16 protein-coding genes are annotated in these 14,569 nt (G+C 70.0%); 4 read left to right on the top strand and 12 right to left on the bottom strand.

Annotated elements, in window-relative coordinates; all coding sequences use genetic code 11:
• Nucleotides 1–119 precede the first annotated feature (119 nt).
• The 9 genes from GXW71_RS26355 to GXW71_RS26395 all read right to left on the bottom strand — a co-directional run bounded on the left by GXW71_RS26355 (nt 120) and on the right by GXW71_RS26395 (nt 8,481).
• The gene (locus tag GXW71_RS26355; RefSeq protein WP_211855685.1) at nt 120–1,493 is read right to left on the bottom strand and encodes an esterase-like activity of phytase family protein; all 1,374 of its coding nucleotides are present in this window, start codon (nt 1,491–1,493) and stop codon (nt 120–122) included.
• A gap of 93 nt (nt 1,494–1,586) precedes the next feature.
• Nucleotides 1,587–2,117 (bottom strand): gamma carbonic anhydrase family protein, encoded by a 531-nt coding sequence (locus tag GXW71_RS26360; protein ID WP_211855686.1) that lies wholly within the window; start codon nt 2,115–2,117, stop codon nt 1,587–1,589.
• Nucleotides 2,118–2,144: 27 nt separating this feature from the next.
• The gene (locus GXW71_RS26365) at nt 2,145–2,873 is read right to left on the bottom strand and encodes an LrgB family protein (RefSeq protein ID WP_211855687.1); all 729 of its coding nucleotides are present in this window, start codon (nt 2,871–2,873) and stop codon (nt 2,145–2,147) included.
• Nucleotides 2,873–3,226, bottom strand: coding sequence for a CidA/LrgA family protein (locus GXW71_RS26370; protein WP_211855688.1), 354 nt, complete (start codon nt 3,224–3,226; stop codon nt 2,873–2,875). Before GXW71_RS26370 ends, GXW71_RS26365 begins: the two co-directional genes overlap by 1 nt.
• 47 nt (nt 3,227–3,273) lie before the next feature.
• Nucleotides 3,274–4,245, bottom strand: a complete 972-nt coding sequence (locus tag GXW71_RS26375) for a Bug family tripartite tricarboxylate transporter substrate binding protein (protein ID WP_211855689.1) — start codon at nt 4,243–4,245, stop codon at nt 3,274–3,276.
• A gap of 108 nt (nt 4,246–4,353) precedes the next feature.
• A complete protein-coding gene (locus GXW71_RS26380) occupies nt 4,354–5,322 on the bottom strand; it encodes a Bug family tripartite tricarboxylate transporter substrate binding protein (protein WP_211855690.1) in 969 nt (322 codons plus the stop codon).
• Between the two features lie 34 nt (nt 5,323–5,356).
• Nucleotides 5,357–6,490, bottom strand: coding sequence for a CaiB/BaiF CoA transferase family protein (locus GXW71_RS26385; RefSeq protein ID WP_211855691.1), 1,134 nt, complete (start codon nt 6,488–6,490; stop codon nt 5,357–5,359).
• A gap of 28 nt (nt 6,491–6,518) precedes the next feature.
• Nucleotides 6,519–7,478, bottom strand: coding sequence for a hydroxymethylglutaryl-CoA lyase (locus tag GXW71_RS26390; protein WP_211855692.1), 960 nt, complete (start codon nt 7,476–7,478; stop codon nt 6,519–6,521).
• Between the two features lie 19 nt (nt 7,479–7,497).
• On the bottom strand, nt 7,498–8,481 hold the full coding sequence (locus GXW71_RS26395; protein ID WP_211855693.1) for a Bug family tripartite tricarboxylate transporter substrate binding protein: 984 nt from the start codon (nt 8,479–8,481) through the stop codon (nt 7,498–7,500).
• A gap of 133 nt (nt 8,482–8,614) precedes the next feature.
• Here GXW71_RS26395 and GXW71_RS26400 point away from each other — a divergent pair, with 133 nt between their 5' ends.
• From GXW71_RS26400 to GXW71_RS26415, 4 genes are all read left to right on the top strand, one after another.
• Nucleotides 8,615–9,373 (top strand): IclR family transcriptional regulator, encoded by a 759-nt coding sequence (locus GXW71_RS26400; RefSeq protein ID WP_211855694.1) that lies wholly within the window; start codon nt 8,615–8,617, stop codon nt 9,371–9,373.
• Between the two features lie 228 nt (nt 9,374–9,601).
• Complete coding sequence (locus GXW71_RS26405; protein WP_211855695.1) at nt 9,602–10,546, top strand: 2-hydroxyacid dehydrogenase; 945 nt, start codon at nt 9,602–9,604, stop codon at nt 10,544–10,546.
• A gap of 89 nt (nt 10,547–10,635) precedes the next feature.
• Nucleotides 10,636–11,337: a YopT-type cysteine protease domain-containing protein gene (locus tag GXW71_RS26410; RefSeq protein WP_211855696.1), complete on the top strand. Its 702-nt coding sequence runs from the start codon at nt 10,636–10,638 to the stop codon at nt 11,335–11,337.
• A gap of 29 nt (nt 11,338–11,366) precedes the next feature.
• A complete protein-coding gene (locus GXW71_RS26415; protein WP_211855697.1) occupies nt 11,367–11,915 on the top strand; it encodes a demethoxyubiquinone hydroxylase family protein in 549 nt (182 codons plus the stop codon).
• A gap of 14 nt (nt 11,916–11,929) precedes the next feature.
• On the opposite strand, the gene GXW71_RS26420 is transcribed toward GXW71_RS26415, so the two are convergent.
• The 3 genes from GXW71_RS26420 to GXW71_RS26430 all read right to left on the bottom strand — a co-directional run bounded on the left by GXW71_RS26420 (nt 11,930) and on the right by GXW71_RS26430 (nt 14,566).
• Nucleotides 11,930–12,634, bottom strand: a complete 705-nt coding sequence (locus GXW71_RS26420) for a DNA-3-methyladenine glycosylase family protein (protein WP_211855698.1) — start codon at nt 12,632–12,634, stop codon at nt 11,930–11,932.
• A gap of 94 nt (nt 12,635–12,728) precedes the next feature.
• Entirely contained in the window at nt 12,729–14,006 is a 1,278-nt protein-coding gene (locus GXW71_RS26425; protein WP_211855699.1) for a TRAP transporter large permease, read from the bottom strand.
• The gene (locus tag GXW71_RS26430) at nt 14,003–14,566 is read right to left on the bottom strand and encodes a TRAP transporter small permease (protein WP_211855700.1); all 564 of its coding nucleotides are present in this window, start codon (nt 14,564–14,566) and stop codon (nt 14,003–14,005) included. The genes GXW71_RS26425 and GXW71_RS26430 overlap by 4 nt, the downstream gene beginning before the upstream one ends.
• Between the last annotated feature and the right edge of the window lie 3 nt (nt 14,567–14,569).

The following is a 14,569-nucleotide window of genomic DNA, read 5'->3' on the forward strand; positions in this document are numbered from 1 at the left end:
CGATCCCCAAGGCACAGGCAGGTCCTCCCCGCCCATGACTGAACACTGTCAGCCATCTCCCCAGTCCAAGCTGTCAGTTATGTCCCCGGTCCGGACCCCCTCCCGGTCAACAGTCCCGATCAACGCGCCCGCAGGAATTCCGGCACGCGCAGCAGGATCACTTCGTTGTCGTCGGCGCGCGACAGGTGCCGCCCGGCGCTGAAGGGCAGGTTGTTGTCGTTGCCGACGATGATGTGGTCGGCATCCATCATCGCCACGTCTTCGATCGTGAAGAAGGGGAAGGTGAAGCGGTCGCGCGGCACGGAGGCGGCGCGGTCGCCGGTGCGGCGCGCGATGCTTTCGGGATCGCGGATCGCCATCAGGTCGATATGGCCGATCTTGCGGACGAAGCCTTCCGCATCGACCGCGCCGAAATCGACCAGGTAGATGCGTTTGAAGCCGGCCGGCGTCGCGAAGCAACTGGCGGCGGGCGCATTGGCCGGGCAGGCGAGGGAGGGATCGCCTTCGCCATTGTCACGCTCGATCACCAGGGCGCGGCGCTCATCGATGAAGTTGAAATCGCCGATCGCGGTGGCGCCGGCTTCCAGCCGGTAGCGGACATTGCGCCCGGTCCACTCGCCTGATTCGATCGAGAATTCGATGACGCGGAGGAAGCGGCCCTCGGGCTGGTCGGAATTCGGCGCGAAGATCGGCTGCTCCAGCAGCGCCCAGAGGGTGCGGCCGTCCGGCGTCAGCGCCATGCCTTCGTAGCCGCCGGAGCGGCGGGCACGGAAGGGGACGCCCGCGGTCGGTGTCGCCGGGACCTGCAGCGCAGGATGGTCGGGCGACATCAGCACCTGGCCGTCGAGCCGGGTCTCGACCACGCGGGTCACGCGGCCGTCGCGGGTGACATGGATCAGGAAGGGACCGAATTCGTCACCGAGCCAGAAGCCGTCGGCGACCGGCTGGATGCTCTCCGGGTCGAAATCGGCGCCGGTGAGGTAGCGGGTCTGGCTGCCTTCCTGCGCGATGCGGAAGGGCACGCGGCGATCGGGATCGCGGAGGAAGATGGTCTCCAGCACTTCGATGGTGCCGGCGCGGAAATCCGGGCGGATCTTGTGGAACATCAGCATGGCGTCACCGCTGTTGCGGCGGTTGCCGAAGCCATTGTCGGTCAGCACCCAGTAATTGCCGGGTTCGCCGGTGACCGGCTTGATGCCGGAGAAGCCCTGCACCGGTTGGCCGATGAAGGGGAAGGAGAGGCCGGTGGGGCGGGTGCCGGCGCCGGTCCCGGTGGTGCCGGGGATGCTGCCGATGCGGTCGTTGCGCAGGTTGCCGGGGCCCGCGAAGCGGCCGGAGACCAAGAGGTCGCGCGGCGCGTCGGCCGGCGGCAGCGCCATGGTGAAGGCGGGCAGGATGGCATGCCCGGCAAGCGTCGCCTCGAAGCGCTGGTCGGCGCGCGCGCCGGCGGTCAAGGCGATCGCGGCGGTGGCCGCGAGGAGCAGTTTGCGCATGAGGCGCCCTCTCTCTGAGTTGATGGGAGAGGGCTGCCTAGGGGCGGGCTGTTGCGGGTGCGTGACGCTGGGATGAAGGATCGGCGTCGGGGATCACCCTATGACGCGCATACCCTTGCTAAAACGCTTCCAGTTCCGGACGTAGCTGGTGGCGGATCCGATCAGCTTCTCGGCGGCGGCGGGGTCGAGGGTGCGGATCGCCTTGGCCGGAGAGCCGACGATCAGGGAATAGTCCGGGAATTCCTTGCCCTCGGTGACCAGCGCATTGGCGCCGACCAGGCAGTGCTTTCCGATCTTGGCGCCGTTCAGCACGGTGGCCCCCATGCCGATCAGCGACCCGTCACCGACCGTGCAGCCATGCAGGATGGCGTGGTGCCCGACGGTGACGTCGCTGCCGACCGTGGTTGGGAATTTCGGGTCGGCGTGCAGCATGGCGCCTTCCTGGATGTTGGTGCGGGCGCCGATGGTGATCGGTTCGTTGTCGCCGCGCAGCACGGCGCCGAACCAGATGCCGACATCCTCGCCCAGGATCACCTGGCCGATGACATGCGCGTCCGGTGCCACCCAGAAGCGGCCTTCGCCGGGGGTTTGGGGGATCAGGTCATCGAGCGCGTAGAGGGGCATGGCGTTCTCTCCTTACTTAGCCCCCATTCAGCCACCACCGGCGAAAAGGCGCCAGAGCAGGGGCAGCAGCAGCGCCGTCGCCAGGGCGTTGAACCCCATGGCGAGGCCGGAAAAGGCGCCCGCCGTCGCATTCACCATCAGCGCCCGCGCGGTGCCGAGCCCATGCGCCGTTGTGCCGATCGCGATGCCCCGGGCGCGCCAGTCCCTGACACGAACGAGGTTCATCACCATCGGCCCCAGCGCCGCGCCGGTGATGCCGGAAGCCAGCACGGTCGCCGCGGTGAGCGAAGGCAGGCCGCCCAGCCGTTCCGAGATGCCCATGGCGACCGGCATGGTGACCGAGCGTGGCGCCAGGGAGGCCACCACCTCCGGCGCGGCGCCGAGCGCCCAGGCGATGGCGGCGCCGGTCGCCGCCGCGAAGAGGCCGCCGCAGGCGATCGCGAAGAGCGCCAACGGCGCCGAGCGGCGCACCGCGTGCCATTGCCGATGCAGCGGCACGGCGAGGGCCACCGTTGCCGGGCCGAGCAGGAAATGCACGAACTGCGCGCCCTCGAAATAGGCGCGGTAGTCGATCCCGGTCGTGATCAGCAGCGTCGCCAGGATGATCACCGCGAAGAGCACCGGATTGGCCAGGGCATGCCGCCCGAACAGCGCGGAGAGCCGCTGTCCCGCGAGCCAGGCGAGCAAGGTCGCGGTCAGCGCCGCCAGCGGCTCCTGCGACAGATAGACCCAGATCTCCGCGAGATTGGGCGACATCAGCCGAGCCGCCGCAGCAATGCCTGGGCGAGCAGGCCGGTCACCGCGATGGCGGCCAGCGTGCCGCCCAGGATCGCGCAGGAGATCGGCGCCCATTCCCGCGCCAGTACCGGCAGGTAGACGACGACGCCGACCGCTGCCGGCACGAAGAGCAGCCCGAGATTGCCGAGCAGCGCATCGACGGTGGTGCCGAGCGGCGTGCCCGCGGCATCCGCGCCTTCGCCGCGCAGCAGCAGCAGCGCGAAGAGCAGCGCCATGCCGAGCACCGGGCCCGGTACCGGCAGGCCGAGGCCGCGCGCCGCGACCTCCCCCAGCAATTGGCAGACGAGGAGGGTGGCGAGCGCGCCGATCATGCGAGGGCTCCCGAGAGGATCGGCGATCCTTTCCTCCGGACCCGCCCTCAGTCCAGGGTGATCCGCCCCTCGCGCACGATCCGCCCCCATTTCGCGTGCTCGGTTTCGAGATAGGCACGGAACTCGGCGGGGGTGGAGCCGAGCGGCTCACTGCCCTCGGCGGCCAGGCGGGCGATGGTCTCCTCCCGCGTCAGCGCCTTGCGCACCTCCTCGTTCAGCCGCGCGACGATCGGGTCGGGGATGCGGGCAGGACCGACCAGGCCGGTCCAGTTCATCGCCTCGAAACCATCGTAGCCGAGCTCGGCGACGGTCGGCACCTCGGGGAAGGTGCGGCTGCGCTGCGGGGAGGTGACGGCGAGCGCGCGGACATCGTTCGATTCCAGCACGCCCTTCACCGCCAGCGGATTGGCCCAGAAGGCTTCGATGCGGCCGCCGAGCAGGTCGGTCACCACGGGCGCGGCGCCGCGGTAGGGGATGGAGGTGATGGGCACGCCGCAGCGGCGTGCGAACATCTCGCCGGCCAGGTGCCCGACGGTGCCGCTGCCGGAATGCCCGACTGCCTGCGCGCCGTTCTGGGCGCGGCCGGCGGCGATGTAGTCGGCGAGGCTCCGGATCGGCGAAGCGCGGCGCACCACCAGCACGCAGGGCTGCTGCGCGATCAGGCTGACCAGGCTGAAGTCGCGCAGCGGGTCGAATGGGATGGAGGGGTAGAGCGTTGGGTTGATGGCGAGGTTCGCCGTCTGCCCCATGCCGATGGTGTAGCCGTCAGGCGGTGATTTCGCGACCGCGTCGAGGCCGATATTGCGGCCGGCGCCGGGCCGGTTGTCGGCGACGATGTTCCAGCCGGTGGCGTTCGCGATGCGGGTGCCGATCTCGCGCGAGATCACGTCGGTCCCGCCGGCCGGCGGGAAGGGCACGATCAGGCGGATCGGCCGGTCCGGATAAGCACCCTGGGCGCGGACGCGCCGCGGCACGGCAAGCGCCGCGCCCGCGGCGGCGATGAGGCTGCGACGATGCATCCTGACGTTTCTCCCGTTCGTCGTGCCGGGGTTCATCCCCGTTGTGACGTTGCTTGTACGGTCAGCGGAAGGGCGGGCACGCCGGCGGCGCACCCACCCCACGCCGCATCAATCGAGCTGGAAGCCGCCTTCGCGCACGACGCGGCCCCATTTCGCGAGCTCCGCCTCGAGCTTGGTGCGGAATTCGGCCGGCGTCGACCCGACCGGCTCGCTGCCTTCGGCGGCGAGGCGGGCGGCGATCTCGGGGCCGGCGAGGACCTTGCGCATCTCCTCGTTCCAGCGGGCCAGGATCGGCTCCGGCAGGCGGGCCGGTGCGACGAGACCGGTCCAGTTCATCGCCTCGAAATCCGGGAAACCCTGCTCGGCGACCGTCGGCACGTCGGGGAAGGCGCGGGCGCGCGCCGCTGACGTGACGGCGATGGCGCGGACATCGCCCGATTCCAGCACGCCCTTCACCGAGAGCGGATTGGCCGAATAGACGTCGAGGCGGCCGGCCAGCAGGTCGGTCACGACGGTGCCGGCGCCGCGGTAGGGGACCTGGATGATCTCGACGCCGGCCAGGCGGTTCAGAACCTCGCCGGAGAGATGGCCGACGGTGCCGTTGCCGGGATGCCCTGCGGTGAGCTGGCCGGGCCGCGCCCGCGCTGCGGCGAAGAGGTCCGCGAGCGTGCGCACCGGCGACTGCTTGGCGACCACAATGATGTTCGGCTGCTGTGCCACCAGACCGATCGGCGTGAAGTCGCGCAGCACGTCATAGGGCATGCTGCGGTAGAGGGCCGGGTTGATGGCAAGGTTGGCGGTCTGGCCCATGCCGATGGTGTGGCCGTCCGGCGCTGCCTTGGCCACGGTGTCGAGGCCGATATTGCCGCCGGCGCCGGGGCGGTTGTCCGCCACGATCGTCCAGCCGGTCGCGGCAGCGACACGGGTGCCGACCTCGCGCGAGATCATGTCCGTCCCGCCGCCGGGCGGAAACGGGACGACCAGGCGGATCGGCCGGTCGGGATAGCCGGCCTGGGCGCGCGCGAGGCGCGGCATGGCCAGCGCTGCGCCGGCGGCGAGGAGTGTACGGCGGTTCATGGCGGTCTCTTTCCGATGGTCTTCTTCTGCCTGGTTAGCCGCGCTTCAGCGGGCCCAGAATCTCCTCGTTGTGCTCGCCGATCTTTGGCGGATCCAGGCGCACCGGCAGGCGATCCTCCCCGAACTGGATCGGCAGGCCCGGGATCTCCATGGTGCGGCCATCGTTCAGGGTGATCGGCAGCAGCCCGCCACTGGCCTTAAGGTGCGGATCCTCGAACAGATCCGCGGGCTTGTTGATACGGGAGAAGGGCAATCCCGCCTCCTCGCACATCGCTTCCAACGACGCGATATCGTGCTGCTTCAGAAGTGACGCGACCAGCGGGATCAGCGTCTCCCGATGTGCAGCGCGCAGGTTGTTGTTGGCGTAGTCGGGGCTGGCCAGCGCCGGTTCGTTCAGGGCGCGGGTGAAGATCTCCCACTGCCGGTCGGTGACGACGCCGATGAAGATCTGCACCCCGTCGCCGCTTTCGAAGATGTCATAGACACCCCAGGCGCGGCGCCCGGCCGGCATCGGCTCCAGCGGCTTGCCGGAGATCGCCTGTTGCATCATCTGCGGCGACATCAGGAAAGCGGCATTCTCGAACAGGCCGGATTGCAGGTGCTGGCCGTGACCGGTCGCCTCCCGCTGGCGCAGTGCGCCCATCACCGCGATGGCCCCGAACATGCCGCCCATCATGTCATTGACCGAGGCGCCGGCGCGGAGCGGCCTGCCTGGCGGTCCCGTCATGTAGGCGAGGCCGCTCATCATCTGCACCACCTCATCGAGCGCGGTGCGCTTCTCATAGGGGCCGGAGAGGAAGCCCTTGAGCGAGAGGTAGATCAGCCGCGGGTTGCGCAGCGACAGGGTGCCGTAGCCGAGGCCCTTCGCCTCCAGCCCGCCGGGGCGGAAATTCTCGATGACGACATCGGCGGTGTCGATCAGCTTCATCAGCGTGTCGAGGTCGCCGGCATCATCGGTGCCGAGCGTCACGCTCTTCTTGTTGCGGTTGAAGCTCGCGAAGAAGCCGAGGCCGGAGGAGAGCAGATTGCGCGTATGGTCGCCCTTCACCGGCGGCTCCACCTTGATCACCTCGGCGCCGAGGTCGGCAAGGATGAGGCCGCAGGTGGGCCCCATGACCATGTGGGAGAATTCGACGACGCGGACGCCGTGGAGGGGAAGGGGATCCATGGTGGTGCTCCCGTCGTTGTTCATGTGCTTACGCGGCCTTCACGCGATGCGCGGCGAGGCCGCCGCCGCGCAGCATGGCGGAGGGCAGGCGATGCCCGACGATGCGCTCCGCGAGTGCGGAGGCTTCCAGCAGCGCCTCCAGGTCGATGCCGGTCGCGATGCCCATTTCCTCGCAGAGGAAGACCAGCTCCTCGGTCGCGATATTGCCCGGCGCGCCGGGATGCCGGGCGAAGGGGCAGCCGCCGAGGCCGCCGACCGCGGCATCGAAATTGCGCACGCCCATGCGCAGCCCGGCGAGCGCGCAGGCGATGCCGAGGCCCCGCGTGTCGTGCAGGTGCAGCGTGATGGCGGGCTCCGGCCAGCGGCTGCGCACGGCGCCGACCACGCGCTCCACCTGGGCGGGATTGGCCCAGCCCATGGAATCGGCGATCGAGATGCGGGTGATGGCGCAACCCGTCTCGGCGGCCAGCGCCATCGCGTCGACGACCGCCGCGACCGTCTGTTCCGTGGTGACGGTGCCAGAGAAGTTGCAGCCGAAGGCGGCCTGGACGCTGACGCGGTTGACCGCGACGCCGCGCGCCAGATGCTCCGTCACATGGCTGCGCATGGCATCGAGCTGCGCCGGCCGATCGCGGTTGAGGTTCTGCTTCGAGAAGGCCTCGGAGGCGCTGACGGTGATCGATCCGGCGACGCTCAGCCGATCCTTGAAGGCGAGGGTGCGCTCGAGTCCGCGCGGATTGAACCAGAGCGCGCCATAGGTGACGCCGGCGCGCGGTGTGAAGCCGGCGACCACCGCCTCGGCATCCGCCCAGCCGGGCACCAGCTTCGGATTGACGAAGGATGCGACCTGGATGCGCTGCACGCCGGTTGCGGACAGCGCGTCGATCAGCGCGATCTTGTCGGCAGTCGGGATCGGGCCGGGCTCGATCTGGAAGCCCTCGCGCGGGCCTTCCTCCATGATGTCAATCGATGCCGGATAGTCGCTCATGCTGCTGTCCTTACTGCGCTCATTGCGGCTGGATGCCGGCAGCGCGCAGCACGCCCTGCCAGCGCTCCATCTCCGCCGCGACATAGCGTTGCGCATCCGCGGGGCTATTGCCGAGGATGGTTTCGGCGCCGAGCTCCGTCAGCCGTTGGCGCAGCGCGGGCTCGGCCAATGCTGCGGCGATCGCCTGCTGCATGCCATCGATGATCGGCTGCGGCGTGCCGCGCGGCGCCAGCACGCCCTGCCAGACGCTGAAGGCGGCGGCGGGGAAGCCGACCTCGCCGATGGTCGGCACGTCCGGCATCACCGCGCTGCGCCGTGCGGAGGAAACGGCGAGCGCGCGGGCCTGGCCGGTCGTCGCCAGCGGGAAGGCGGTGATGCCGGCGTCGTAGAGCATGTGCAGCCGGCCCGCGATCAGGTCCTGCATGGCGGGCGCGCTGCCGCGATAGGGCACTTCCTGCATCTGCAGCCCGGCCGCCTGGAGAAACAGCAGGCTGACGAGCTGCAGGGCGCCGCCGGAGCCGGCGCTGGCATAGGTCAGCGCATTCGGCTGCGCTCGCGCCAGCGCCACCAGCCCGGCAACGTCGCGCGCCGGCAGGTCGTTCGGCACCAGCAGCACCATCGGGCTCTCGGCGATGATGCTGACCGGCACCAGGTCGGTCGCCGGGTCGTAGTCGAGCCGGGTGTAGAGGCTGCGGTTCACCGCATGGCCGGTGTTGGTGAACAGGAAGGTGGCGCCGTCCGGTGCCGATTTCGCCGCGGCGGAGGCGCCGATATTGCCGCCGGCGCCGGTCCGGTTCTCGACCACCACGCGCTGCGGCAGGCGCTGGGACAGGGCGTCGGCCAGCACCCGGGCGATGACGTCGGTGGGCCCGCCCGCGGCATAAGGCAGGATCATGCGGATCGGCCGCGTCGGCCAGTCGGCGCCCTGCGCACGCGCCAGGCGCGGCGCGGTGAGCGCGAGGCCGGCGGCGAAGGCGGCGCGACGACGGATGGGCTGATGCATGACGGCGCTTCCTCACGACGCTGCCGCGAACCCCGGGGAGCGCGGCAATATTTCTATTGAGTAGAATTTAATTCTACTATACAGAATTCTATGCGCCCAAGGCCTTGGCGTCAACACCAAGAAGGGAGAGACGATGTCCGACGCTCCACCCCGCCGCCGCGGCCGCCCTGCCCGCGATGCCGCACCTGCGCCGACGGGTCCGGGGGTCGAGGCGGTGGAGCGCGCGCTGTCGCTGCTGGAGGCCTTCTCAGACGACACGCCCCGCCTGACATTGGCGGAACTGGCGGCGCGCAGCGGCTTCTATCCCAGCACCGTGCTGCGGCTGGCGGCCTCCCTCGACCGCTTCGGCTATATGCACCGCGACGCGGATGGGCGGTTCCGCCTGGGGCCGAAGCCGCTCCGCCTCGGCACGCTCTATCGCAACACCTTCGACCTCGCCGCGCATGTCCGCCCGACGCTGGCGCGCCTGGTGGAGCGCAGCGGCGAGACCGCGGCCTTCTATGTGCGGGAAGGCGATCACCGCATCTGCCTCTATCGCAACAACGCCCCGCGCCTGATCCGTCCGCATCTGGAGGAAGGCGCGGCCTTGCCGCTCGACCGTGGTGCCAGCGCCCATGTGCTGATGGCCTATGCGGGGGCGGAGGGCGCGCGCTTCGACGCGATCCGCGCCGGGCAGGCGGCGATGTCCATGGGCGAACGCGATCCGGAGGTCGCCGCCATCGCCGCACCGGTCTTCGGTCGTGATGGCCGCTGCCTTGGCGCGCTCAACCTCACCGGGCCGCGCAGCCGCTTCGGTGAGGAAGCCTGCGCACGCCATGCCGCGGTGATCCTGGAGGAGGCGCGGGCGCTGTCGCGCCGGCTGGGTGGCCAATACAACGGACCGGTCGCTTGACCGGTCCGAGGCCGCGAATGCGGCCCGCCGGTCGTCCGGCGTCACGCCGGAGGCGTGCTATTCGCACGACGCCAAGGGCGGCGGATGCCGCCCGCCGGGCGTCGGGGGGCCTTGATCGCGTCAGCGATCGAGGCAGCAAGTTAGGAGAGTGACGCCGGCGGCGCCGCGGGCTTCAATCGCGGCGGGGAGGGCAGGCAGCCGCGCGGCGGCGATTTGGGGGAGTGCGCGATGCGCCAGGTTCTCGTGGTGAAATCCGGCGGCGCTGCGGCGCTGCCCGAATGGCAGGCCGCCTTCGCCGCCTGCGCCCCCGATCTCGAGCTCCGCTGGTGGGATGATCCCACCCTCGATCCCGCCGCCGTCGATTTCGCGCTGGTCTGGGACCCGGAGCCGGGGCGGCTCGCGCAATTGCCGAACCTCAAGGTCATCTTCGGCTCCGGCGCCGGCGTCGATGCCATCATCGCCGATCCCGACCTGCCGCGGCATCTGCCGCTGGTGCGCATGGGGGTCGAAGGCGCGGCGCAGCGCATGGGCGAATATGCCTGCTGGGCGGCGCTCAGCCTGCTGCGCGGTACCAGGCGGCTGGCGATCGCGCAGGCCGAAGCGCGCTGGGACTATTTCGAGCCGGACTTCACCGCACGGGAGAAGGTGGTCGGCATCATGGGCCTCGGCGTCATGGGCACGCGCGCCGCCGAGATGCTGGGGGGAATCGGCTTCCCGGTGATCGGCTGGTCACGCACGCCGAAGGTGCTGCCGGGGGTCGAGAGCTTTGCGGGGGATGCAGCGCGGGACGCCTTCCTCGCCAAGGCCGATATCCTGGTGGTGCTGCTGCCGGCGACCGAGGCGACGCGCGGCCTGATCGCGGCGCCGCTGCTGGCGCGCGTGAAGCCCGGCACCGGCCTGATCCATGCCGGGCGCGGCAGCCAGGCGGTGGTCGACGACGTGCTGGCGGCGCTCGATTCCGGCCAGCTCGGCGGCGCCGTCATCGACGTCTTCGAGCAGGAGCCGCTGCCGGCCGATAGCCCGGCCTGGCAGCATCCCAGGCTGACCGTGACGCCGCATGTCGCGAGCCTGCCGAGCCGGCGGGAACGCGCTGCCCATGTCGCGACCTGCATCGCCGCCTTCCGCCGGGGCGACGCGCTGCCGAACCTCTATGACCACGGCCGCGGCTATTGATGACGGTAGCGTGACATTTTCCGTCTTTTCATTTCGAAATCGATTCGCTATGCCGCGGGCCGCGTTTCAGCTCCGGGATACGATCAACCATGCCGATGAATGTGCTGCAGCAGGCCGCCGACAGGCTCGGCTACCTGGTCTATGCGATGAATCAAGCAGACTCGGCGCCGCTGGCCGAGGATGAGAATGGGGAGGTGGCGCCGGGCCCCTGGGGCCATGTGCTGGGTGGATACTGCGTCGGCATCAGCACGCGCTGGATCGCCCTTCGCTACGCGGCCCATGACTATCCCTTCGAGAAGGCCACGAAGATCGCCTCCATCGACTGGCAGGCGACGCGTGACCACAACGTCCATGGCCAGGCCAAGCAGGGCAATCCGTCCTTCCCCGAGAAATACAAGGCGGTGTTCGGTCAGTACGGCCTGCAACTGAATCTGGGGGCCGTCACCGCGGTCAAGGCAGCGATGAGCGGGCCGATCCTGAAGCGGGCGGGGCTGATGGCCGAAGGCTGCCACTTCATCCGCATGGCCGGGACGGGCGGCGCCCATGCCGTCGCAATGGCGAACCAGGGCGCCCATGGCTGGCGCTTCTTTGATCCCAATTTCGGGCATTTCCGGCTGCCCGATGCGAATGCCTTCGACGGTTTCATCGACTGGTTCATGATCCACAGCGGCTACCGGCAAAACGGCTTCCTGTCGCGACGCCTCGAGGTGGTGCACATCAACCCACCGCCCTATACGGGCGCCAGCTTCGCCTCCGTCATGAAGATCCTGACCAACAAGCTCGACCGCTGACTGCCCTTGCCTCCCGCGCCGGACGGGCCATGTCCGGCGCGATGGAAGAGCGTGTCTCCACGCCCGACTATGCGCCGCCGGCCTGGCTGGTGGCCGAGCTCCGCGCCGCCCATGCCGGGGAAGCGGGCAGCGCCGCGCTGTGCCGCGGCATCCTGGCGGTGGCGCGGAACGCCGTAGTGATCGACGGCGCGCGGCGGCAGTGCCGCGCCGCGGATAGTCACATGGACATGCTGGAGAGCATGCTGCCGCCAGGCGTGCGCAGCCGGCTGCTGCTCTTCTGCGGCGGCGTCGCCTGGCTCGCCGGCGCCCTGCCGGCATTGGCCAGCGCCGGCGCGGCCCAGGCCGCGCGCGGTGCCGCGGCCGGCGCGGTGGAGCGGTGCTACCGCACGCAGATCGGGCGGCTGCACGGCGCCGATGCGCATTCCGTGCTCGGCGCCACTCTGGAGCATTGCCGGGAGGAGACCGCCATCTGCGGCAAGGTGACCGAGGCTGATCGGGCTGGCTTCATGGCCCGCCGCTGGGCAGGGCTGGTCGGCGCCGGCACGGCGGCAGCGATGGCGCTGGCCCGCCGGATCTGACCGGCGCTGGCCGTTCAGCCGCCCGGCAGCGCGACGGCGGTATCCGCCGGCAGCTTTACCTTCTTCACCGCATCCGCCGCGCGCCAGAGATACCAGGCCGCGACCGAGCGCCAGGGCGACCAGGCCTCGCCGATCGCGGCCAGCTCCTTGGGCTTCGGTTGGGCGTCGAGCCCGGCCGCGACCCGCCAGCCGTCGCGCACGCCGAAATCATCGACCGGCAGGATGTCCGGCCGCCCCAGCGTGAACATCAGCAGCATCTCCACCGTCCAGCGCCCGACGCCGCGGATCGCGGTCAGCCGCTCGATCAGCGTGTCGTCGGGGATGCGCGCGGAAGCGCGACGGGACGGCACCAGCCCGCCCGCCGTCTTCTCCGCGATGTCGCGGATCGCCGCGATCTTGGAACCCGAGAAGCCGCATGCGCGGAGCGCCGCCGGATCGGCCGCCAGCACCGAAGTCGCGGACGGGAAGGGTTCCTCGGGGAATAGCGCGATGAAGCGGCCCAGGATCGCTTCCGCCGCGCGCCCATGCACCTGCTGATGGGCGATCGATCGCACCAGCGCCTCATAGGGCTCGCGCCGTACCGGGCGCATGGTGCAGGGCCCGATCTGCCGGATCACCCGCTTCAACACCGGATCGCGCCGGAGATGCGTGAGCGCCGCGGCATTGGCGACCAGCGGCAGCGCGCGGGGGGTATGAGGCGCGAGCGCCGTGACGGCCATGGGGACACCGAATCAGAAGGGGCGGGGCCGGCGACCTTAGGCGACGGTCCGACGCCGCGAGAACCCCTGTCGCTTCGCTCTCGCCCAAATCACCTCATCGGAACACCAGGTTCGGCAGGGCGAGCGTGAAGGCCGGGACATAGGTGATGATCATGAGGCAGGCGAAGACCACCGCGATGAAGACCAGCAGCGGCCGCATCATGCGGTCGATGCCGATGCCGGCAACCTGGGCCGCGGCGAAGAGGTTCACGCCGAAGGGCGGCGTGATCATGCCGAGTGCGAGGTTCACCACCATGATCGTGCCGAAATGCACGCCGTCGATGCCGAGCCGCTGCGCTGCTTCGGCCAGGATCGGGCCGAGCACGATGATGCTGGCGCTGGTCTCGACGAACATGCCGACGACGAAGAGGAAGAGGTTGACCGCGAGCAGGTACATCGCCGGCCCGTCGAAGGTCGTCGCCAGCCATTCCGCCGCCGCGTCCGGCACGCCCTGGCGGTTCAGCAGGTAGGAGAACAGCGCGGCGCAGGCGATGATGAACATGATCACCGCGCTGCTGATCACCGACTTGCGGAAGATCGGATAAAGGTCCTGCGGCCTGATCTCCCGGTGGAAGACCATGCCGACCAGGATCGCATAGGCGACCGCGATCACACTCGCTTCCGTCGGCGTCGTGACGCCGCCATAGATGCCGCCCAGCACCACCACCGGCATCAGCAGCGCGAAGCCCGCCTGCCGTGTCGCCGCGAGGAGAGGCAGGCGTCCTTCGCCATCCCGCTTGCCCCAGCCGCGGATCCGGCACCAGACCAGCACCGTCGCGATCAACGCGCCGCCGATCAGGAAGCCCGGCCCGAAGCCCGCGATGAACAGTTCCGGGATCGAGGTCTGCGTGGTGACGCCGTAGAGGATCATCGGGATGGAGGGCGGGATGATGACGCCGAGCTCGGCCGCCGTCGCCTGCAGCGCGGCGGCGAAGCCCACGGGGTAGCCGTGCCGCACCAGTGCCGGGATCATGATGGTGCCGATCGCGAAGGTGGTCGCGACCGAGGAGCCGCTGATCGCGGCGAAGATCATGCAGGTCACGATGCAGGTCGCGGGCAGGCCGCCCTGCACGCCGCCCACGATCGATTTCGCGAATTCCACCAGCCGGCGGGAGATGCCGCCGACATCCATCAGGTTGCCGGCCAGGATGAAGAAGGGGATGGCGGCGAGCGGGAACTTGTCGAGCGCCACATAGATCTGCTGCGCGGCGATGATCAGCGGGAAGCGGGTGAACCATTCGATGCCGATGATGGAGGCGACGCCGATCGCGATCGCGACCGGCACGCTGGCGGCGAAGAGCACCAGCATGACGGTGACCATGACACTCGTCATACGGCGGCCTCCAGTTCCTCGGAACGGCGGTCCAGGAATTGCGCGAGGGCACCGAGCGCGGCGAAGACCGCGCCGACGGGGATCGCGGCATAGCCCCAGGCGATCGAGACCTCGAGCCCCGCCATTTCCTGGAACTGGACCCGTTCGGCCATGATCCAGCCGAACCAGAACAGCACCGCCATGAGCGTGAGACTCATCGCCAGCGCCGCCGCTTCCAGCCCGCGCCGCAGCGCGCCGGAGGCGAGGCGGTGCGCGATGTCGATCGAGACCAGCGCACCGGTGCGGACCGCGACGGCGAGGCCCAGCATCGCCATCCAGATCAGTGCCGTGCGGACCAGCGCTTCCGACCAGACGGAGGGTGTCTCGGTCGCGAAGCGCGCGACCACCTGCCACAGCCCGGCGAAGACGGCGACGGCCAGCGCCGCGCAGGCGATGACGGTCGCAGCCGCGGTGCCGATGCGGTCGAGCGCCAGCAGCGGGCGGGCGAGCCGCGCGCCACCGAAGGCAAGCGCCAGCGTCGCCACGACGGCGCCGGCCGCAATCCAGAGCAGTGGTGTCATCGA

This window comes from Plastoroseomonas hellenica (assembly GCF_018129085.1).
Classification (GTDB): Bacteria; Pseudomonadota; Alphaproteobacteria; order Acetobacterales; family Acetobacteraceae; genus Plastoroseomonas; species Plastoroseomonas hellenica.

Excerpts from the sequence above, each read along its gene's own strand:
- GXW71_RS26355 (WP_211855685.1), bottom strand. The coding sequence starts at position 1,493 with ATGCGCAAACTGCTCCTCGCGGCCACCGCCGCGATCGCCTTGACCGCC.
- GXW71_RS26360 (WP_211855686.1), bottom strand. The coding sequence starts at position 2,117 with ATGCCCCTCTACGCGCTCGATGACCTGATCCCCCAAACCCCCGGCGAA.
- GXW71_RS26365 (WP_211855687.1), bottom strand. The coding sequence starts at position 2,873 with ATGTCGCCCAATCTCGCGGAGATCTGGGTCTATCTGTCGCAGGAGCCG.
- GXW71_RS26370 (WP_211855688.1), bottom strand. The coding sequence starts at position 3,226 with ATGATCGGCGCGCTCGCCACCCTCCTCGTCTGCCAATTGCTGGGGGAG.
- GXW71_RS26375 (WP_211855689.1), bottom strand. The coding sequence starts at position 4,245 with ATGCATCGTCGCAGCCTCATCGCCGCCGCGGGCGCGGCGCTTGCCGTG.
- GXW71_RS26380 (WP_211855690.1), bottom strand. The coding sequence starts at position 5,322 with ATGAACCGCCGTACACTCCTCGCCGCCGGCGCAGCGCTGGCCATGCCG.
- GXW71_RS26385 (WP_211855691.1), bottom strand. The coding sequence starts at position 6,490 with ATGGATCCCCTTCCCCTCCACGGCGTCCGCGTCGTCGAATTCTCCCAC.
- GXW71_RS26390 (WP_211855692.1), bottom strand. The coding sequence starts at position 7,478 with ATGAGCGACTATCCGGCATCGATTGACATCATGGAGGAAGGCCCGCGC.
- GXW71_RS26395 (WP_211855693.1), bottom strand. The coding sequence starts at position 8,481 with ATGCATCAGCCCATCCGTCGTCGCGCCGCCTTCGCCGCCGGCCTCGCG.
- GXW71_RS26400 (WP_211855694.1), top strand. The coding sequence starts at position 8,615 with ATGTCCGACGCTCCACCCCGCCGCCGCGGCCGCCCTGCCCGCGATGCC.
- GXW71_RS26405 (WP_211855695.1), top strand. The coding sequence starts at position 9,602 with ATGCGCCAGGTTCTCGTGGTGAAATCCGGCGGCGCTGCGGCGCTGCCC.
- GXW71_RS26410 (WP_211855696.1), top strand. The coding sequence starts at position 10,636 with ATGCCGATGAATGTGCTGCAGCAGGCCGCCGACAGGCTCGGCTACCTG.
- GXW71_RS26415 (WP_211855697.1), top strand. The coding sequence starts at position 11,367 with ATGTCCGGCGCGATGGAAGAGCGTGTCTCCACGCCCGACTATGCGCCG.
- GXW71_RS26420 (WP_211855698.1), bottom strand. The coding sequence starts at position 12,634 with ATGGCCGTCACGGCGCTCGCGCCTCATACCCCCCGCGCGCTGCCGCTG.
- GXW71_RS26425 (WP_211855699.1), bottom strand. The coding sequence starts at position 14,006 with ATGACGAGTGTCATGGTCACCGTCATGCTGGTGCTCTTCGCCGCCAGC.
- GXW71_RS26430 (WP_211855700.1), bottom strand. The coding sequence starts at position 14,566 with ATGACACCACTGCTCTGGATTGCGGCCGGCGCCGTCGTGGCGACGCTG.